Annotated in this window: 15 protein-coding genes; 13 read left to right on the top strand and 2 right to left on the bottom strand. The window is 48.5% G+C overall.

Annotated features, from left to right (window positions below; all coding sequences use genetic code 11):
• A complete protein-coding gene (gene polA / locus DXB18_RS14460) occupies positions 1 to 2,649 on the top strand; it encodes a DNA polymerase I (RefSeq protein WP_118708601.1) in 2,649 nt (882 codons plus the stop codon).
• On the opposite strand, the gene DXB18_RS14455 is transcribed toward polA, so the two are convergent.
• Positions 2,616 to 3,506, bottom strand: a complete 891-nt coding sequence (locus DXB18_RS14455; RefSeq protein WP_182430602.1) for a LysR family transcriptional regulator — start codon at positions 3,504 to 3,506, stop codon at positions 2,616 to 2,618. The genes polA and DXB18_RS14455 overlap by 34 nt on opposite strands.
• Before the next feature lie 175 nt (positions 3,507 to 3,681).
• On the opposite strand from DXB18_RS14455, the gene DXB18_RS14450 reads away from it, so the two are divergent.
• The 8 genes from DXB18_RS14450 to DXB18_RS14415 all read left to right on the top strand — a co-directional run bounded on the left by DXB18_RS14450 (position 3,682) and on the right by DXB18_RS14415 (position 10,142).
• On the top strand, positions 3,682 to 4,263 hold the full coding sequence (locus DXB18_RS14450) for a chromate transporter (RefSeq protein WP_118708597.1): 582 nt from the start codon (positions 3,682 to 3,684) through the stop codon (positions 4,261 to 4,263).
• A 12-nt stretch (positions 4,264 to 4,275) separates the two neighbouring features.
• Complete coding sequence (locus DXB18_RS14445) at positions 4,276 to 4,848, top strand: chromate transporter (protein WP_118540809.1); 573 nt, start codon at positions 4,276 to 4,278, stop codon at positions 4,846 to 4,848.
• Between the two features lie 225 nt (positions 4,849 to 5,073).
• Entirely contained in the window at positions 5,074 to 5,538 is a 465-nt protein-coding gene (locus DXB18_RS14440) for an SseB family protein (RefSeq protein ID WP_118540807.1), read from the top strand.
• Position 5,539: 1 nt separating this feature from the next.
• Positions 5,540 to 6,163 carry a dephospho-CoA kinase gene (coaE, locus tag DXB18_RS14435; RefSeq protein ID WP_118708595.1) on the top strand — a complete coding sequence of 208 codons (624 nt, stop codon included), beginning with the start codon at positions 5,540 to 5,542 and terminating at the stop codon, positions 6,161 to 6,163.
• 12 nt (positions 6,164 to 6,175) lie between these two features.
• Positions 6,176 to 6,973, top strand: a complete 798-nt coding sequence (locus DXB18_RS14430) for an MBL fold metallo-hydrolase (protein WP_118708593.1) — start codon at positions 6,176 to 6,178, stop codon at positions 6,971 to 6,973.
• A gap of 36 nt (positions 6,974 to 7,009) precedes the next feature.
• Positions 7,010 to 7,282, top strand: a complete 273-nt coding sequence (locus DXB18_RS14425) for an ACT domain-containing protein (RefSeq protein WP_118708591.1) — start codon at positions 7,010 to 7,012, stop codon at positions 7,280 to 7,282.
• A 77-nt stretch (positions 7,283 to 7,359) separates the two neighbouring features.
• Positions 7,360 to 8,724 (top strand): PFL family protein, encoded by a 1,365-nt coding sequence (locus tag DXB18_RS14420; RefSeq protein WP_118540799.1) that lies wholly within the window; start codon positions 7,360 to 7,362, stop codon positions 8,722 to 8,724.
• A gap of 83 nt (positions 8,725 to 8,807) precedes the next feature.
• The gene (locus DXB18_RS14415) at positions 8,808 to 10,142 is read left to right on the top strand and encodes an SAM-dependent methyltransferase (protein WP_118708589.1); all 1,335 of its coding nucleotides are present in this window, start codon (positions 8,808 to 8,810) and stop codon (positions 10,140 to 10,142) included.
• A gap of 65 nt (positions 10,143 to 10,207) precedes the next feature.
• Here DXB18_RS14415 and DXB18_RS14410 read toward each other — a convergent pair whose 3' ends face one another.
• Entirely contained in the window at positions 10,208 to 11,572 is a 1,365-nt protein-coding gene (locus DXB18_RS14410) for a nucleotidyltransferase family protein (RefSeq protein WP_118708587.1), read from the bottom strand.
• Between the two features lie 239 nt (positions 11,573 to 11,811).
• Between DXB18_RS14410 and pta the strand changes: the two genes are divergently transcribed.
• The 4 genes from pta to rpmF all read left to right on the top strand — a co-directional run bounded on the left by pta (position 11,812) and on the right by rpmF (position 14,839).
• Positions 11,812 to 12,807 carry a phosphate acetyltransferase gene (gene pta / locus DXB18_RS14405; protein ID WP_118540793.1) on the top strand — a complete coding sequence of 332 codons (996 nt, stop codon included), beginning with the start codon at positions 11,812 to 11,814 and terminating at the stop codon, positions 12,805 to 12,807.
• 33 nt (positions 12,808 to 12,840) lie between these two features.
• Complete coding sequence (locus DXB18_RS14400) at positions 12,841 to 14,040, top strand: acetate kinase (protein ID WP_118708585.1); 1,200 nt, start codon at positions 12,841 to 12,843, stop codon at positions 14,038 to 14,040.
• 85 nt (positions 14,041 to 14,125) lie between these two features.
• A complete protein-coding gene (locus DXB18_RS14395; protein ID WP_118708583.1) occupies positions 14,126 to 14,653 on the top strand; it encodes a DUF177 domain-containing protein in 528 nt (175 codons plus the stop codon).
• Positions 14,654 to 14,656: 3 nt separating this feature from the next.
• Positions 14,657 to 14,839, top strand: coding sequence for a 50S ribosomal protein L32 (gene rpmF / locus DXB18_RS14390; RefSeq protein ID WP_118540788.1), 183 nt, complete (start codon positions 14,657 to 14,659; stop codon positions 14,837 to 14,839).
• Positions 14,840 to 15,032: the final 193 nt, after the last annotated feature.

The following is a 15,032-nucleotide window of genomic DNA, read 5'->3' as shown; positions in this document are numbered from 1 at the left end:
ATGGGAAAACTGGTTTTAATAGACGGGCACAGCATTTTAAACCGTGCGTTTTATGGTGTGCCGGAGCTGACAAATTCTGAGGGACTTCATACCAATGCGGTGTATGGGTTCCTCAATATTATGTTTAAGATACTGGAAGAGGAAAAAGCGGACCATCTCGCAGTGGCTTTTGACTTAAAAGAGCCGACCTTCCGCCACAAGATGTATGCAGATTACAAGGGCACCAGAAAGCCGATGCCGGAGGAATTAAGAGAACAGGTTCCGCTGATGAAAGAGGTACTGACGGCAATGGGAGTTCCGATTCTGACCATGGCCGGTTATGAGGCCGACGATATCCTGGGAACTGTGGCAAAGCGCTGCCAGGCAGAAGGTGAGGAGGTTTCCGTGGTATCGGGAGACCGTGATCTCTTACAGCTGGCCGATGCGCACATCAAGATCCGGATTCCGAAGACCAGCCGCGGTACCACGGAGATTCATGACTATTATCCGGAAGATGTAAAACGGGAGTATCAGGTAACCCCGATTGAATTTATCGATGTCAAAGCGCTTATGGGTGATACTTCCGACAATATCCCGGGTGTACCTTCAATCGGAGAAAAGACCGCCACGAATCTGATCGTGGCATATGGAAGCATTGAGAATGCGTACGCGCATTTGGAAGAAGTAAAGCCGCCGCGTGCAAAAAAAGCACTGGAAGAGCATTTTGACATGGCGGTTATGAGCAAAAAACTGGCAGAGATCTGCATCACCTGCCCAATTGCCTTTGATTATGAGGATGCAAAACTGGAAAATCTGTATACGCCGGAAGCATACCAGTATATGAAGCGTCTGGAGTTTAAGTCTATTCTGGCGCGGTTCGATGTGCAGGAGATGGAAGGCAATTCGGTCGAAGAGCATTTCTGGAGTATAGAGGATCTATCCGGGGCAGAGCAGATTTTTGAAAAAGCTTTGACTGCAAAACAGGTGGGATGCCAGCTGATCCTTTCCGAAAGCGGAGTAGCAGGTCTTGCCATCTGCACGGGTGAGGAGGAGATCTATACCATTCCGGCAGCTGGCTTTTTAACCGGGAATTATCTGTGTGATCATGTGGAAACATTGATCGTAAACCGGGATCCGTCTTTGGAACCGGTAGCTGTGCTGGATTTAAAATCCCAGCTTCCGTATCTGAATCTGGATTATGGCAGTGCGGTTGTGGACATGGGTGTGGCAGGCTACTTATTAAATCCGTTAAAAGATACGTATGAGTACGATGATCTTGCGAGAGATTACCTTGGCATGACGGTGCCGTCCAGGGCAGACCTGCTTGGAAAGAAAACACTGGCAGCAGCGCTTGGGGAAGAACTGCCGGAGGCAGTGATCTGTGGCTGCTATATGGCTTATGTGGCATACAAAGCGTCCGGTGTTTTGCGGGACCGTCTGGAACAGGAGGGCATGTTAAAACTCTACCGGGAGATGGAGATGCCGCTGATCTACAGTCTGTATCATATGGAACAGGCCGGAGTCCGCGTGGACAAGGAACAGCTAAAGCAATACGGCGAGCAGCTGGAAGGGAAAATTGCCACGCTGGAGCAGGAAGTATATGAACTGGCCGGGGAGAAATTTAATATCAATTCCCCAAAACAGCTCGGGGAAATTCTTTTTGAGCGCATGCAGCTGCCGCATGGCAAGAAGACAAAAACCGGATATTCCACAGCGGCAGATGTGCTGGAAAAGCTGGCACCGGATTACCCGGTGGTACAGAAAATCCTGGAATACCGTCAGCTCACCAAGCTGAATTCGACTTATGCGCAGGGGCTGGCTGGTTTTATCCGGGAAGACGGCCGGATCCACGGGAAGTTTAATCAGACAATCACTGCAACGGGACGCATCAGCAGCACCGAGCCGAACCTTCAGAACATCCCGGTCCGTATGGAACTTGGACGTGCCATCCGCAAAGTATTTGTGCCGGAAGATGGATATGTGTTCGTGGATGCCGATTATTCCCAGATCGAACTTCGCATTCTGGCGCACATGTCGGGCGATGAACGTCTGATCAACGCCTACCGCGATGCCCAGGACATCCATGCCATCACGGCTTCCGAAGTATTCCATACACCGCTTGCTGAGGTAACGCCGCTTCAGCGCCGCAACGCGAAAGCAGTAAACTTTGGCATTGTATATGGAATCAGTGCATTCGGATTGAGCGAAGATTTAAGCATCAGCCGGAAAGAGGCGCTGGAATATATCAACAAGTATTTTGAGACGTATCCGGGCGTGAAAACATTTCTGGATGACCAGGTCAAACTTGGCAAAGAACAGGGATATGTCACCACCATGTATGGAAGAAAACGACCAATCCCGGAACTGAAATCCGGCAATTTCATGCAGCGTTCCTTTGGGGAGCGTGTTGCCATGAATTCCCCCATCCAGGGAACTGCCGCGGATATCATGAAACTGGCGATGATCGCGGTAGACCGGGAACTTCGGGAGAAGCATCTGCGTTCCCGCATTGTCCTGCAGGTCCACGATGAGCTTCTGGTAGAAGCCCATCAGGAAGAAGTGGAGCAGGTGGTACAGATTTTGACGGATAAAATGAAACATGCGGCGGACCTGAAGGTTCCCCTTGAGGTAGAAGCTCATGAAGGAAATAACTGGCTGGATGCAAAATAACGGGCAGTCTGGATCAGATGGCGGATACCGGCATTCTGCGGCTGACTGGTATTCCAGATCAGGTAAGTCTGAATCTGGGGCAGATCCGAAACCGGAATTTTTACAATGTCAGAATCCTCTTTTAAAACATGGTCGAATAAAAAAGAGCCTGCCGTTTTAAGACTAATTAGCTGGCGGATTGCTGCCAGCTGGTTTGTGTGGAGCAGTACATCGGGCGTTATTTGTTTTTTGGAAAACATTTTGTATAAAAACGTCGTGAGAAAAGAATCTTCTGCCAGCAGTGCAAGCGGAATTCCGGTGGTATCTGCCAGGGTTAGCGACGCCCGGTCCCTTAACGGATGGGTGGAAGAAAGATAAAGACAGATATGGACCGGAAGCAGTGGGCAGCTTCCATAAACAGAGGAAGGCGGCGAATCGGATGCAATGATCGCAGCATCGAGCATGCCATCCAAAACCATGGATTTGTTGGTTACAGAACCATTTTCAACCATCTGAATCCGGGCATCCGGGTACGCCTGATGGAACGATTGAACTAAAGCAGGAAAAAGCAGGATGGAAAGCATGGGGGAAACTCCGAGCCGGATATCCTGCTTTTTTGTACCCATTGCCATCATTTTTTCAGAAAAAAGGTCGGCGTGTTCCATCAGTGCAGCAGCTTCTTTTCGAAAAATTTCCCCTTCTTCGGTCAGAATCAGACCGCGGCTCTGGCGATGAAACAAGGTGATGCCGAATTCCTGCTCCAGGGATTTCATGGCAGCCGTGAGGCTGGGCTGGGAAACATGGAGTTTGCCGGCAGCCCGGGATATATTGCTGTATTCACATATGGTTAAAAAGTATTTCAGCTGAAGAAGTTTCATGGCAATTCTCCTTTTGATCATAACAAAAGTATAGTATACCGCGGTGGTGATTGCAAGATATGGGAAGATGAGATATAGAAAAAAACTATATCATGCAAAGATAAGGGTATTGGATTTTTTGGTACGCCTTGCTTACAATAAAGGCAGCAAACGAAAAGAAAAAGGGGGATGCGTAATGAGTGAAAAGAAAAAAGACAAGAGAATGCTCTGGACACTGTTTAAAACGTGTTTTCTGATCAGTGCCTGTACCTTTGGCGGCGGCATGGTCATTATCTCCATGCTCCAGAAAAAATTTGTGGAAGAACTGCATTGGATCAGCGAAGAAGAGGCAATGGACATGGTTGCGATCGCACAGTCCAGTCCGGGTGTTATGGCAGTCAATACTTCTATTATTATCGGGTATCATGTAGCAGGACTTACCGGCGCCATTTTGACTGTTTTTGGAACGGTACTGCCTCCAATGGTGATTCTGACCATTTTGTCAGCCTGCTATGTTCAGTTCCGCAGCAATTATCTGGTTGCACTGATCTTAAAAGGAATGCAGGCAGGCGTTGTCGCTGTTATGATGAATGTTTCCATCAGCATGCTGAAAAATGTGGTAAAGGATAAAAAAGTGACATCCTGGATCATGCTGATCGGCGCAGCCATTGCAGCTGTCTGGTTCAAGGTGGATATCATTCTGATCATTCTGGTATGCGGAGTTGCCGGAGGACTGCTTTCCTGGTGGGAATACCGGAATGTGCCAAAAGAGGCATAAAGGAGGGGCGATATGTTATATTATAAACTGTTTGAAACATTTTTTCTGATTGGCTTGTTTAGTTTTGGAGGCGGCTATGCCTCCATGGAACTGATCCGCAGCCGTGTGGTTACCATGCAGCACTGGCTGACTGATACAGAATTTACCGATATCATTTCGATTGCCGAGATGACACCGGGACCGCTTGGAATCAACATTGCCTCGTTTGTGGGAACAAGAACGGCCGGGATTCCCGGAACCCTGATCGCGACACTTTCTTACGTTTTCCCTGCCATGGTGATTGTAATTCTGCTTGCGATCCTTTACGATAAATACCGCAGCTTAAGATATGTAAAAGGGGTTTTAAAAGGATTGCATCCGGCAGTAGCAGCTATGGTACTTGCGGCAGCTATTCGTCTTGCCGTCAATGCCTGGCTTGGCGGAGTACAGGCGCTGACCCGTGAGAATACCAACGTAGTTGCGGTCATTCTTTCCTTGATTTTTCTGTGCCTGCTGCAAAAGAAAAAACTTGGACCAATCCAGACAATTTTAGGCAGTGGAGTTGTCGGAGCAGTTATTTATGGATTACTGGGATCGGCTGTGTAAACAGCCGGTCTTTTTTCTTTGCGGGAAAAATGTTATGGAACACTCCCAAAAAGTATGCTATAATGTGACGAGCGCAAGAGAGCCAGAAACGGGGTTGTATGTCGCTGGGCACGCTTGCGTGGACAGCAACATACTGGCACGTTTATGGCGAACGGCGAGGAAATGAGAGACGAAGTCTCGAGGACGAGCGCAAGAGAGCCATTATAATTAAGAGAGGTTTTTTATATGAATAATACAAATCAGAATTCTGAAAATGTCAAGAATCCAAAGCTGGTAGCAGCACTCCAGGAAGTCTTAAAACACGACGATTTCCTGACCCGCAGCCATATGGCTGCAGCCTTAATGGAAGCACATCTGCTTTCTCCAATCCAGAAGCAGACGATCCTGACGGAGAAAAAAGGTCCGTCTACCTGGATCCGTTTTGAGGAGATCACGAATACACAGGGAGATAAATACTATCTTGCATTTACCGATATGGATGAATATTCCAAGTGGAATGAGGATGGCAGCCATGATCAGGCACTGATCATGACCATGGAAGATTTCGGAAATATCCTGATCCGCCAGGTGAATGATCTGAAGGGTTTTGTCATCAACCCGTATGGCGAAAATATCAGTATTTCCAAACAGCTTCTGTTATCCCTTCTGCAGCAGCATGAAACCAAAATGAGAGAGAAGATGGGCAACTAATATGATGGTACTTGGCCTCACCGGCGGAGTAGGAGCCGGAAAAAGCCGGATCCTTGAGCTGTTTTCCGAAGATTACGGCGCGCAGGTGATCCAGGCAGATCTTGTGGCGCGGGAACTGGAAGAACCCGGTCAACCCGGACTTACCGGACTGGTAAGTCTGTTTGGAAAAGAAATCTTAAATCCGGATGGGACGCTGGATAGGAAACGCTTTGCGGACCGGATCTTCGGAAATCCAGAAGCCTTAAAGCGGGTGAATGCCCTGATCCATCCGCTGACTTGGAACGAGATCCGGTGTCGGATCCGGGAAAGTCATGCAGATCTGGTAGTGGTTGAGGCAGCATTGTTCGATGAACGCAGCCGCAACATCTGCCAGTATCTTGTATACGTAGACACGGAGGACGAAGTCCGTATCCGGCGTCTGATGGAAAACCGCGGTTATTCCCGGAAAAAATGCCTGGATATCATGAAAAACCAGGCAGACCGGAGCCGCTTTGGAAAACTGGCAGATTTCGTGATCGACAACAGTGGGCCAATCGATGATGCCAGAAAACAGATCCGTCAGATGTTTGACCAGATCAAACAACAGGGAAAACAGATGCCGCCGGATGCCGCGGCAGAAAGATAAGGAAACATACCAATGAGATTAGTAAGTATTGCCAGCGGCAGCAGCGGAAACTGCATTTATGTGGGTTCTGAGAACACGCATATCCTGGTTGACGCAGGAATCAGCAACAAGCGTATTGAGCAGGGCTTAAATGAGATTGGCCTTAAGGGCTCCGAACTGAACGGCGTTGTGATCACGCATGAGCATTCCGACCACATTAAGGGACTTGGGGTGCTTGCACGGAAACATCATGTGCCGATCTATGGAACAGAAGAAACACTCAGAGAGGTAGCTGCCAATACCAAATTAGGGGAATATCCGAAGGAACTTCTGCATCCGGTCCTGCCAGATGCAGATTTTGAGATCGGTGACCTGACACTGGAACCGTTTTCCATCCACCACGATGCGGCAAATCCGGTAGCTTACCGGGTGAGCCATGAGAAAAAAAACGTGGCGGTGGCAACCGATATCGGCCATTTTGACCAGTATACCATCGACCATTTAAAGGATCTGGATGCGCTTCTTTTAGAAGCCAACCACGATGTGAACATGCTGGAAACAGGGCCTTATCCATACTATTTAAAGCGCCGTATTTTGGGGGATCATGGGCACCTGTCCAATGAGAATGCTGGAAGGCTTTTGAACTATATTCTAAATGATAAATTAAAACATATTTTGCTTGGTCATTTAAGCAAGGAAAATAATTATGAGGCGCTCGCCTATGAGACGGTGCGCTTTGAAATTGATCAGGGGGATACTCCATACAAGGCGAAGGATTTTCCAATCGAGGTTGCAAAACGCGATGAAATGTCGCAGATTATCAATCTGTAGATCATAAATACTTTTATACAAACGGAGGATAGCCACATGAGCAAGGTAATTATCACAGTTGTAGGAAAAGACACCGTAGGAATCATTGCAAGAGTATGTACGTATCTGGCAGAAAAACAGGTCAATATCCTGGATATTTCCCAGACGATCGTACAGGATTATTTTAACATGATGATGATCGCAGATATGGAGCATGCAACAGGCTCTTTTGACGAGATTGCTTCAGAACTGGAAAAAGTCGGTGAGGAGATCGGCGTAGCCATCAAGTGCCAGCGCGAAGAAATCTTTACCAAGATGCACCGTATTTAATGAAATGCGGACAGTACCGGATGGATGCCAACAGAGCATCCCGGTGATTCCAAGACGGAAGAAAAGAGGATACAGCCATGCTGAATATGTTTGAAGTAATCGAAACCAACAATATGATCGAGCATGAGAAACTGGATGTTCGGACCATTACCATGGGAATCAGCCTGTTAGACTGCTGTGACGATGATCTGCAGGCCCTGAATGAGAAAATCTACAAGAAAATTACCACCTACGCGAAAAATCTGGTTTCTACCGGAGAAGAGATTGCGCGGGATTTCGGTGTACCGATCGTAAATAAGCGCATCTCGGTAACACCGATCGCTCTGGTTGGCGGCTGCGCCTGCAAAAAGCCGGAGGATTTTGTGACCATTGCAAAAACACTGGATAAAGCGGCAAAAGAAGTTGGCGTCAACTTTATCGGCGGCTACTCTGCACTGGTTTCCAAAGGTATGACCCCGGCTGAGGAAAACCTGATCCGCTCCATTCCGCAGGCACTGGCGCAGACAGAGCGCGTGTGCAGCTCCATTAATGTCGGCTCGACCAAGACCGGTTTAAACATGGATGCAGTGCGCCTGATGGGCGAGATCGTGAAAGAAACGGCCGAGGCAACCAGGGAAGATGACTCCCTGGGCTGCGCAAAGCTGGTCGTATTCTGCAATGCGCCAGACGATAACCCGTTCATGGCTGGCGCATTCCACGGTGTGACCGAGGCTGATGCGATCATCAACGTCGGCGTCAGCGGTCCTGGTGTTGTAAAAGTAGCACTGGAAAAGGCACGTGGCGAGAACTTTGAAGTGCTCTGTGAGACCATCAAAAAGACGGCATTTAAGATTACCCGTGTCGGACAGCTGGTTGCACAGGAAGCTTCCAAGCGTCTTGGTGTTCCGTTTGGCATCATCGACCTTTCCCTGGCTCCGACCCCGGCGGTTGGTGACAGCGTTGCGGAAATCCTGGAGGAAATCGGTCTGGAGCGTGTAGGCGCACCGGGAACCACAGCAGCACTGGCGATGTTAAACGACCAGGTGAAAAAGGGCGGTGTCATGGCATCCTCCTATGTGGGCGGCTTAAGCGGCGCATTTATCCCGGTCAGTGAGGACCAGGGCATGATCGATGCCGTATCCTTAGGTGCTTTAACGATTGAAAAGCTGGAGGCGATGACCTGTGTCTGCTCCGTAGGTCTTGACATGATCGCGATTCCGGGTGATACCCCGGCAACGACCATTGCAGGAATTATTGCAGATGAAGCAGCCATCGGCATGATCAACCAGAAGACTACTGCAGTCCGCCTGATCCCGGTCATCGGAAAGACCGTGGGCGATACGGTAGAGTTTGGCGGTCTTTTGGGCTATGCTCCGGTTATGCCGGTAAACAAATATTCCTGCGAGAAATTTGTAACCCGCGGCGGCCGTATCCCGGCTCCGATCCACAGCTTTAAGAACTAATAACAGAACCTGTCTATAACTGCAGGTGATTGACCTTGTGTGTGAGCAGCATTGGCTGCAGAAACACGGAATGATTTTAAATTATGGCAAAAGAAACGTTAACGTCCATGCTGGACTATTTTATCAATGAGCGGCTGAACCAGCTTGTCTTAAGCAATCCGGCCGAAAAAGATCATCTGCAGAAAGTAAAAGTGCGCCCTATGCTCATCAAGGGCGCACTGGTCTTTCAGGCAGAAGAATTTACAAAAACCCAGGCATTTCACAAAAATCTGGGTGCACAAGAACTGAAAAGCTATTTAGGCGACATGCTTTCCGGCACCTTTAAACAGGCGGAAGTTTTGTCGGAACTGGGAAGCGCCACGGTACTGGTCAGCAAAAAGGGCACCATGACTGTGAAAACCAGAAAAAATCCTCCGGTAAAGATGCAGGCAGGAGAAACAAAGCTGCAGGCAGAAAAGGCGGCGCTGCAGTCCAGAGAACGGAAGATACAGGCTGGAGAGGCGAACGGCAAGCCGGAAGCAGGGAAGGCCAAACCGGAAAATGCCAAGACCAAGCCGTCAGCTGCGAGCCTTCCGCCCGAACTGCTTGAAAAACTGCAGCACAACCGCCAGAAACGGTATGTGATCCCGGAGGGACATCCGGTGCCGTTTCTAGTCGATCTTGGTGTGCAGACGCAGGATGGAAAGATCGTAAAAAGCCGTTACGACAAATTCCGCCAGATCAACCGGTTCCTGGAGTTTATCGAGGATATCCTGCCAAAGCTGGATAAGACCAGGGAAAATGTCATCATCGATTTTGGATGCGGAAAGTCGTATCTGACCTTTGCTATGTATTACTATCTGCATGAGATGAAAGGCTATCCGATCCGCATCATCGGTCTGGATTTGAAAAAAGATGTCATCAGCCACTGCGGGAAGCTGGCCGAGCATTATGGGTATGACAATCTGAAGTTTTACCATGGCGACATTGCTTCCTATGAAGGAGTGGACCATGTTGATATGGTTGTGACCCTGCATGCGTGTGACACTGCGACTGATTATGCACTGGAGAAGGCCGTGCGCTGGGGCGCAAAGGTGATCCTGTCGGTGCCGTGTTGCCAGCACGAACTGAATAAGCAGATGAAAAACGATCTGATGGAGCCGGTGCTGCATTATGGGCTCATTAAAGAGCGGATGGCTGCACTCTATACCGATGCGCTCCGTGCCGAGCTGTTGGAGCAGCAGGGCTACCGTACCCAGATCCTGGAATTTATCGATATGGAGCACACGCCGAAGAATATCCTTCTGCGGGCTGTGTATGAGGGAAAACCAAAGCACAACGAAAAGGAAATTCAGCAGATCCTGGAGTTTCTGCATATCGAACCGACGTTGTATCAAATTCTTGGCAAGGATAAGAACGAAAAGGCTGATGAAAGCTAAAAATAAACGATAACAATAAAGAGAAAAATCCGCTGCGGTTATGGGACTGCGACGGATTTTTCATTTTACACGATAATCACCGATTTTGTGTATTCGTTGCGGATCTGACGCCCTTTACCAGCCAGTATTGCCTGATAGAGATGAGATGCAAAAAAGTCCGTTTCTAAAATGGCCAGGGCATCCGGTGTGAGAAGCTTTCCTGCATTGGCAGTTTTGGTGATCAGCGGAATCTGGCTCTTTTCACGCAGGTGGGACAGAAGCAAAGCAGAGGACTTTTGGAACCCCAGAATGCGGGCATACGGTGCATAATCCAGCGCACGTGCATGCGAAACCTGTTCACTGGTAATGCCAAGGAGCAGATGCAGCAGCGCCCGGCTGATACGGGTGTAGGTGTAGCCTTTGGTTTTTAAGTGGTCGATTCGTTCTGTATAGGAACGAAACTGCAACACCTGCTTTGTGAGACGCGAAGCCAGCTCCGGGGACAGATCGGAAAATGTGCTGAACCCTTTTTGCTCCTGCGTCAGGGAAAGAAGACGGAAATTCAAAAGCGTTGTCAGATCGTCCGGAAAGACCGGGGCGTCCAGTGCGCCTTCGGAAATGAGGGCAGAGAGGGCGGCAGCAGGGATCTGGGAACGGAGCTTCTCTGTGATGGCGTCTGAATCAAAGTCGTTGTTCTGGATCAGACTTCGGATGGCAGAGGCAGATGCGAAAAAATGCGTGTCTGCCGGCGTTGCATCATTTTGTCTTGCTTTGGATATAGGAATCCGGTGAGAAGCAGAACCAGATGTGGAACTTTCTGGTGCGCTGCGGCGTGGTTCATCCTGCTCCAATTGTACGTCATGATATCCGGCTCCCTGTCTTTGTATGGTGACTGGTGTGACCAAACTGTTTCGTTTTTTCAACGCCTTTAAATACTCGATCGCGAGGATATTATTGGGGGAGGAAAGAAGCGCGGCAAGCTCCGGGTCTTTGGTGTATTCGGTTGTGGCAAGACTGCGGGCTGTGGGGTAGGTTTCTCCTTTTTTTAGATGCTCTTTGAAAAGCATTTTCCATGCCTCCGGCTCCTCAACCAGAATTTCCGCAGCATTCTGCAGCTTGTTTAAATTGCCGGATTCGCTTCCAAAACAAAGCAGATCGACGCCAAGTTTCTCTAACAGTGCCACGCCGCAGGAGGAAAAATCCTCCGCGCTGGAGGTGGCAAACAGGACCGGCAGTTCCACGACTAAGTCTGCGCCGCCGCATAAAGCCATGCGGGTACGGGTATATTTATCAAAGATGGCAGGTTCTCCCCGCTGGACAAAATCTCCGCTCATGGCAACGACCACGTAGTCTGCACCGGTCAGGCGGCGAAGCTCCTGAATCTGGTAATGGTGACCGTTGTGGAATGGGTTATATTCGGCAATGATGCCTGCGACTTTGACTGGAAACATGACTTCAGGATCCTTTCTGTTTTTGGAGAAATTTTTCTACCGGTTAATACAAGCAATCATATCATAAGGCACTCTGATCTGCAACGGATGCAGATTCAGGTTTTTGAGAAGGACTTTGGAAAAATCCCCTTTCATTGTTTTACAAAAAGTGCAAAAAAATACAAAATACAGCTTGTCTTTTGCTTTTTAATCCGTATATAATAAGACTATATGCATTAAATCATGAAAGGGGTATTATTATGGGATTTATTGATGTAATCAAAGCCAAAGCAAAGGCAGATAAAAAAACAATTGTACTGCCTGAGTCCATGGACCGCAGAACCTGGGTCGCTGCAGAGAAGATTCTGAAAGAGGGTCTTGCAAACCTTGTTATCATCGGTACTCCGGAGGATATCGGCGCTCACAGCGAGGGACTGGATGTATCCGGTGCTACGATCATCAATCCGCAGACTTACGAGAAGACACAGGAGTATATCGACCTGTTCGTTGAGCTGAGAAAGTCCAAAGGCATGACTCCTGAGAAAGCAAAAGAGACCATCTTAAGCGATTACGCTTACTATGGCTGCCTTATGATCAAGAATGGCGATGCTGACGGTATGGTTTCCGGTGCCTGCCACTCTACCGCAAACACCCTTCGTCCGTGCCTGCAGGTGATCAAGACCAAACCGGGCACCAAGCTGGTATCCGCATTCTTCTTAATGGAAGTTCCGGACTGTGATCTTGGCAGCAATGGTACTTTCGTATTTGCAGACTGTGGTCTGAACCAGAATCCGAATCCGGAAGAGTTAGCAGCAATCGCAGTATCTTCTGCAGAGAGCTTCAAGATGCTGACCGGCGAAGAGCCGAAGGTTGCTATGCTGTCCCATTCTTCCAAGGGTTCCGCAAAGCATGCGGATGTTGACAAAGTTGTAGAGGCTACCAAGCTGGCTAAGGAGATGGCTCCGGAGCTTGCACTGGACGGCGAGCTTCAGCTTGATGCAGCAATCGTTCCGGAAGTTGGCGCTTCCAAAGCTCCAGACAGCAAGGTTGCAGGTCATGCAAACGTTCTGGTATTCCCGGATCTGGATGCAGGAAACATTGGTTACAAGCTGGTTCAGAGACTTGGCAAGGCAGAGGCTTATGGCCCGATGTGCCAGGGTATTGCAAAGCCGGTTAACGATCTGTCCAGAGGCTGCTCTGCTGACGATATCGTAGGTGTTGTTGCAATCACCGCAGTACAGTGCCAGAACCAGTAATTTAAGTTAAGTATTATAGGAGAATATCACATTATGAAGATTTTAGTTATCAACTGCGGAAGCTCTTCCTTAAAGTACCAGCTGATCGACATGACCGATGAGAGTGTAATCGCAAAAGGTCTGTGCGAGAGAATCGGTATCGAGGGCTCCAAGCTTACCCATCAGCCGGCTGGCAAGGACAAATATGTCGTAGAGAGAGACATGCCGACCCACACCGTTGCAATCGAGATGGTTATGGAAGCTCTTCAGGATGCCGAGCACGGCGTAATCAAGAGCACCGATGAGATCGCAGCAATCGGTCACCGCGTACTGCACGCTGGTACCAAGTACAGCGAGTCCATCGTTGTAAACGATGACGTTAAGAAAGTAATCCGTGAGTGCTTTGATCTTGGACCGCTGCATAACCCGGCTAACTTAATGGGTATCGAGGCAGCTGAGGCAGCTATGCCGGGCAAGCCAAACGTAGCAGTATGGGATACCGGATTTGGTATGGCTATGCCGGAGAAGGCTTATCTGTACGCAATCCCGCACGAGTACTATGAGAAATACAGCATCCGTCGTTACGGTTTCCACGGCACCAGCCATATGTTCGTATCTGGCGAGGCTATCAAGTTCGGCGGACTGGATCCGAAAAATGCAAAGGTTATCGTTTGCCACTTAGGAAACGGCGCAAGCGTATCTGCTTCCATCGGCGGCAAATGCGTAGATACCAGTATGGGTCTTACTCCTCTTGAGGGTCTGATCATGGGTACCAGAAGTGGTGACATCGATCCGGCTGTTGTACAGTTCATCTGCAACAAAGAGGGCAAGGACGTCAACGAGGTATTAAACATCCTCAACAAGAAGTCTGGTGTACTTGGCATGAGCGGCGGCATCTCCAGCGACTTCCGTGATATCGAGAAGGCAAAGGAAGAGGGCAACCACTTAGCAGCAGTAGCTCTGGATGCATTCGTTTACCGTGTAGCAAAATACATCGGTGCTTACACCGCAGCAATGAACGGCGTAGATGCAATCGCATTCACCGCAGGTGTTGGCGAGAACGATAAGGCAGGCAGAAAGGCTATCTGCGAGTACTTAGGCTACCTTGGCGTGAAGATCGATGACCAGGCTAACGATGTAAGAGGAAAGAACGCTGTTATTTCCGCAGCAGATTCCAAAGTCAAAGTAATGCTGATCCCGACCAACGAAGAGCTTGCAATCGCAAGAGAGACCAAGAGACTGGTAGAGGCATAATTTGGTTTTTGAAAAAATTAAAATATTTGTTGACAAAGCCGGCGCACCTGTGTATAATTACACAGGTGCGTATTAGGAGACTAATATGCTTATTAATTTGACAGAGCTGTTTTCCGTAGACGGAAAAGAGAAAGACTATACGTGCGATATCGATATAAACCAGCTTTGCACCAGCAAGGATGCATACGACATCGTATCCCGCAGTCCGGTCCAGCTGCATATCCGCAATCTTGGTGATAAGAAGCTTCTTCTCACCGGCAACGCGCAGGTAACCCTGCAGATGCCATGTGACAGATGCTTGGAGCCGGTCGACATTCTTTTTGAACTGGAATTCGACGAAGAACTGGATATGGAGAAGACCGAAAGCGAGCGTACAGAAGATCTCGATGAACAGCCCTATGTAAGCGGCTATAATCTGGATGTAGACCGGTTGCTCAGTAACGAACTATTGCTTAATCTGCCTATGAAGGTATTATGCAGGGAAGACTGCAAAGGAATTTGCAATAGATGTGGTGCGAACCTTAATCACATGGAATGTTCCTGTGACCGGAGTTCGCCTGACCCAAGAATGTCAGTAATCCAGGATTTATTTCAAAAGTTTAAGGAGGTGTAAACCATGTCTATCTGCCCAAAGAATAAATCTTCCAAAGCAAGACGTGACAAACGTAGAGCTAACTGGAAAATGAGCGCTATGAATTTAGTAAAGTGCAGCAAGTGCGGCGCTCTGATGATGCCTCACAGAGTCTGCAAGGCTTGTGGTTCTTACAACAAGAAAGAGATCGTTTCTGTAGAGAACTAATTAGAAATGGCTTAGAATCAAGGATTGAACAGTTTTGTTCAGTCCTTTTTTCATTTTTTAGGTTAACAAGCGGGAATCCTTGGTTATTCAATTGCCGAGATGAAAGCGTCTGAAACGCAAGCAAAATCGAAAGCTTGTTCGATTTTGCTTGCGTTTCCTTCTGTATGATAGTATACTATGTGTATGAAAGAAA

This window comes from Clostridium sp. OM02-18AC (assembly GCF_003481825.1).
Classification (GTDB): Bacteria; Bacillota; Clostridia; order Lachnospirales; family Lachnospiraceae; genus Brotaphodocola.
The sequence above is the reverse complement of the archived record's forward strand: the minus strand, read 5'-3'. Positions and strand labels throughout refer to the sequence as shown.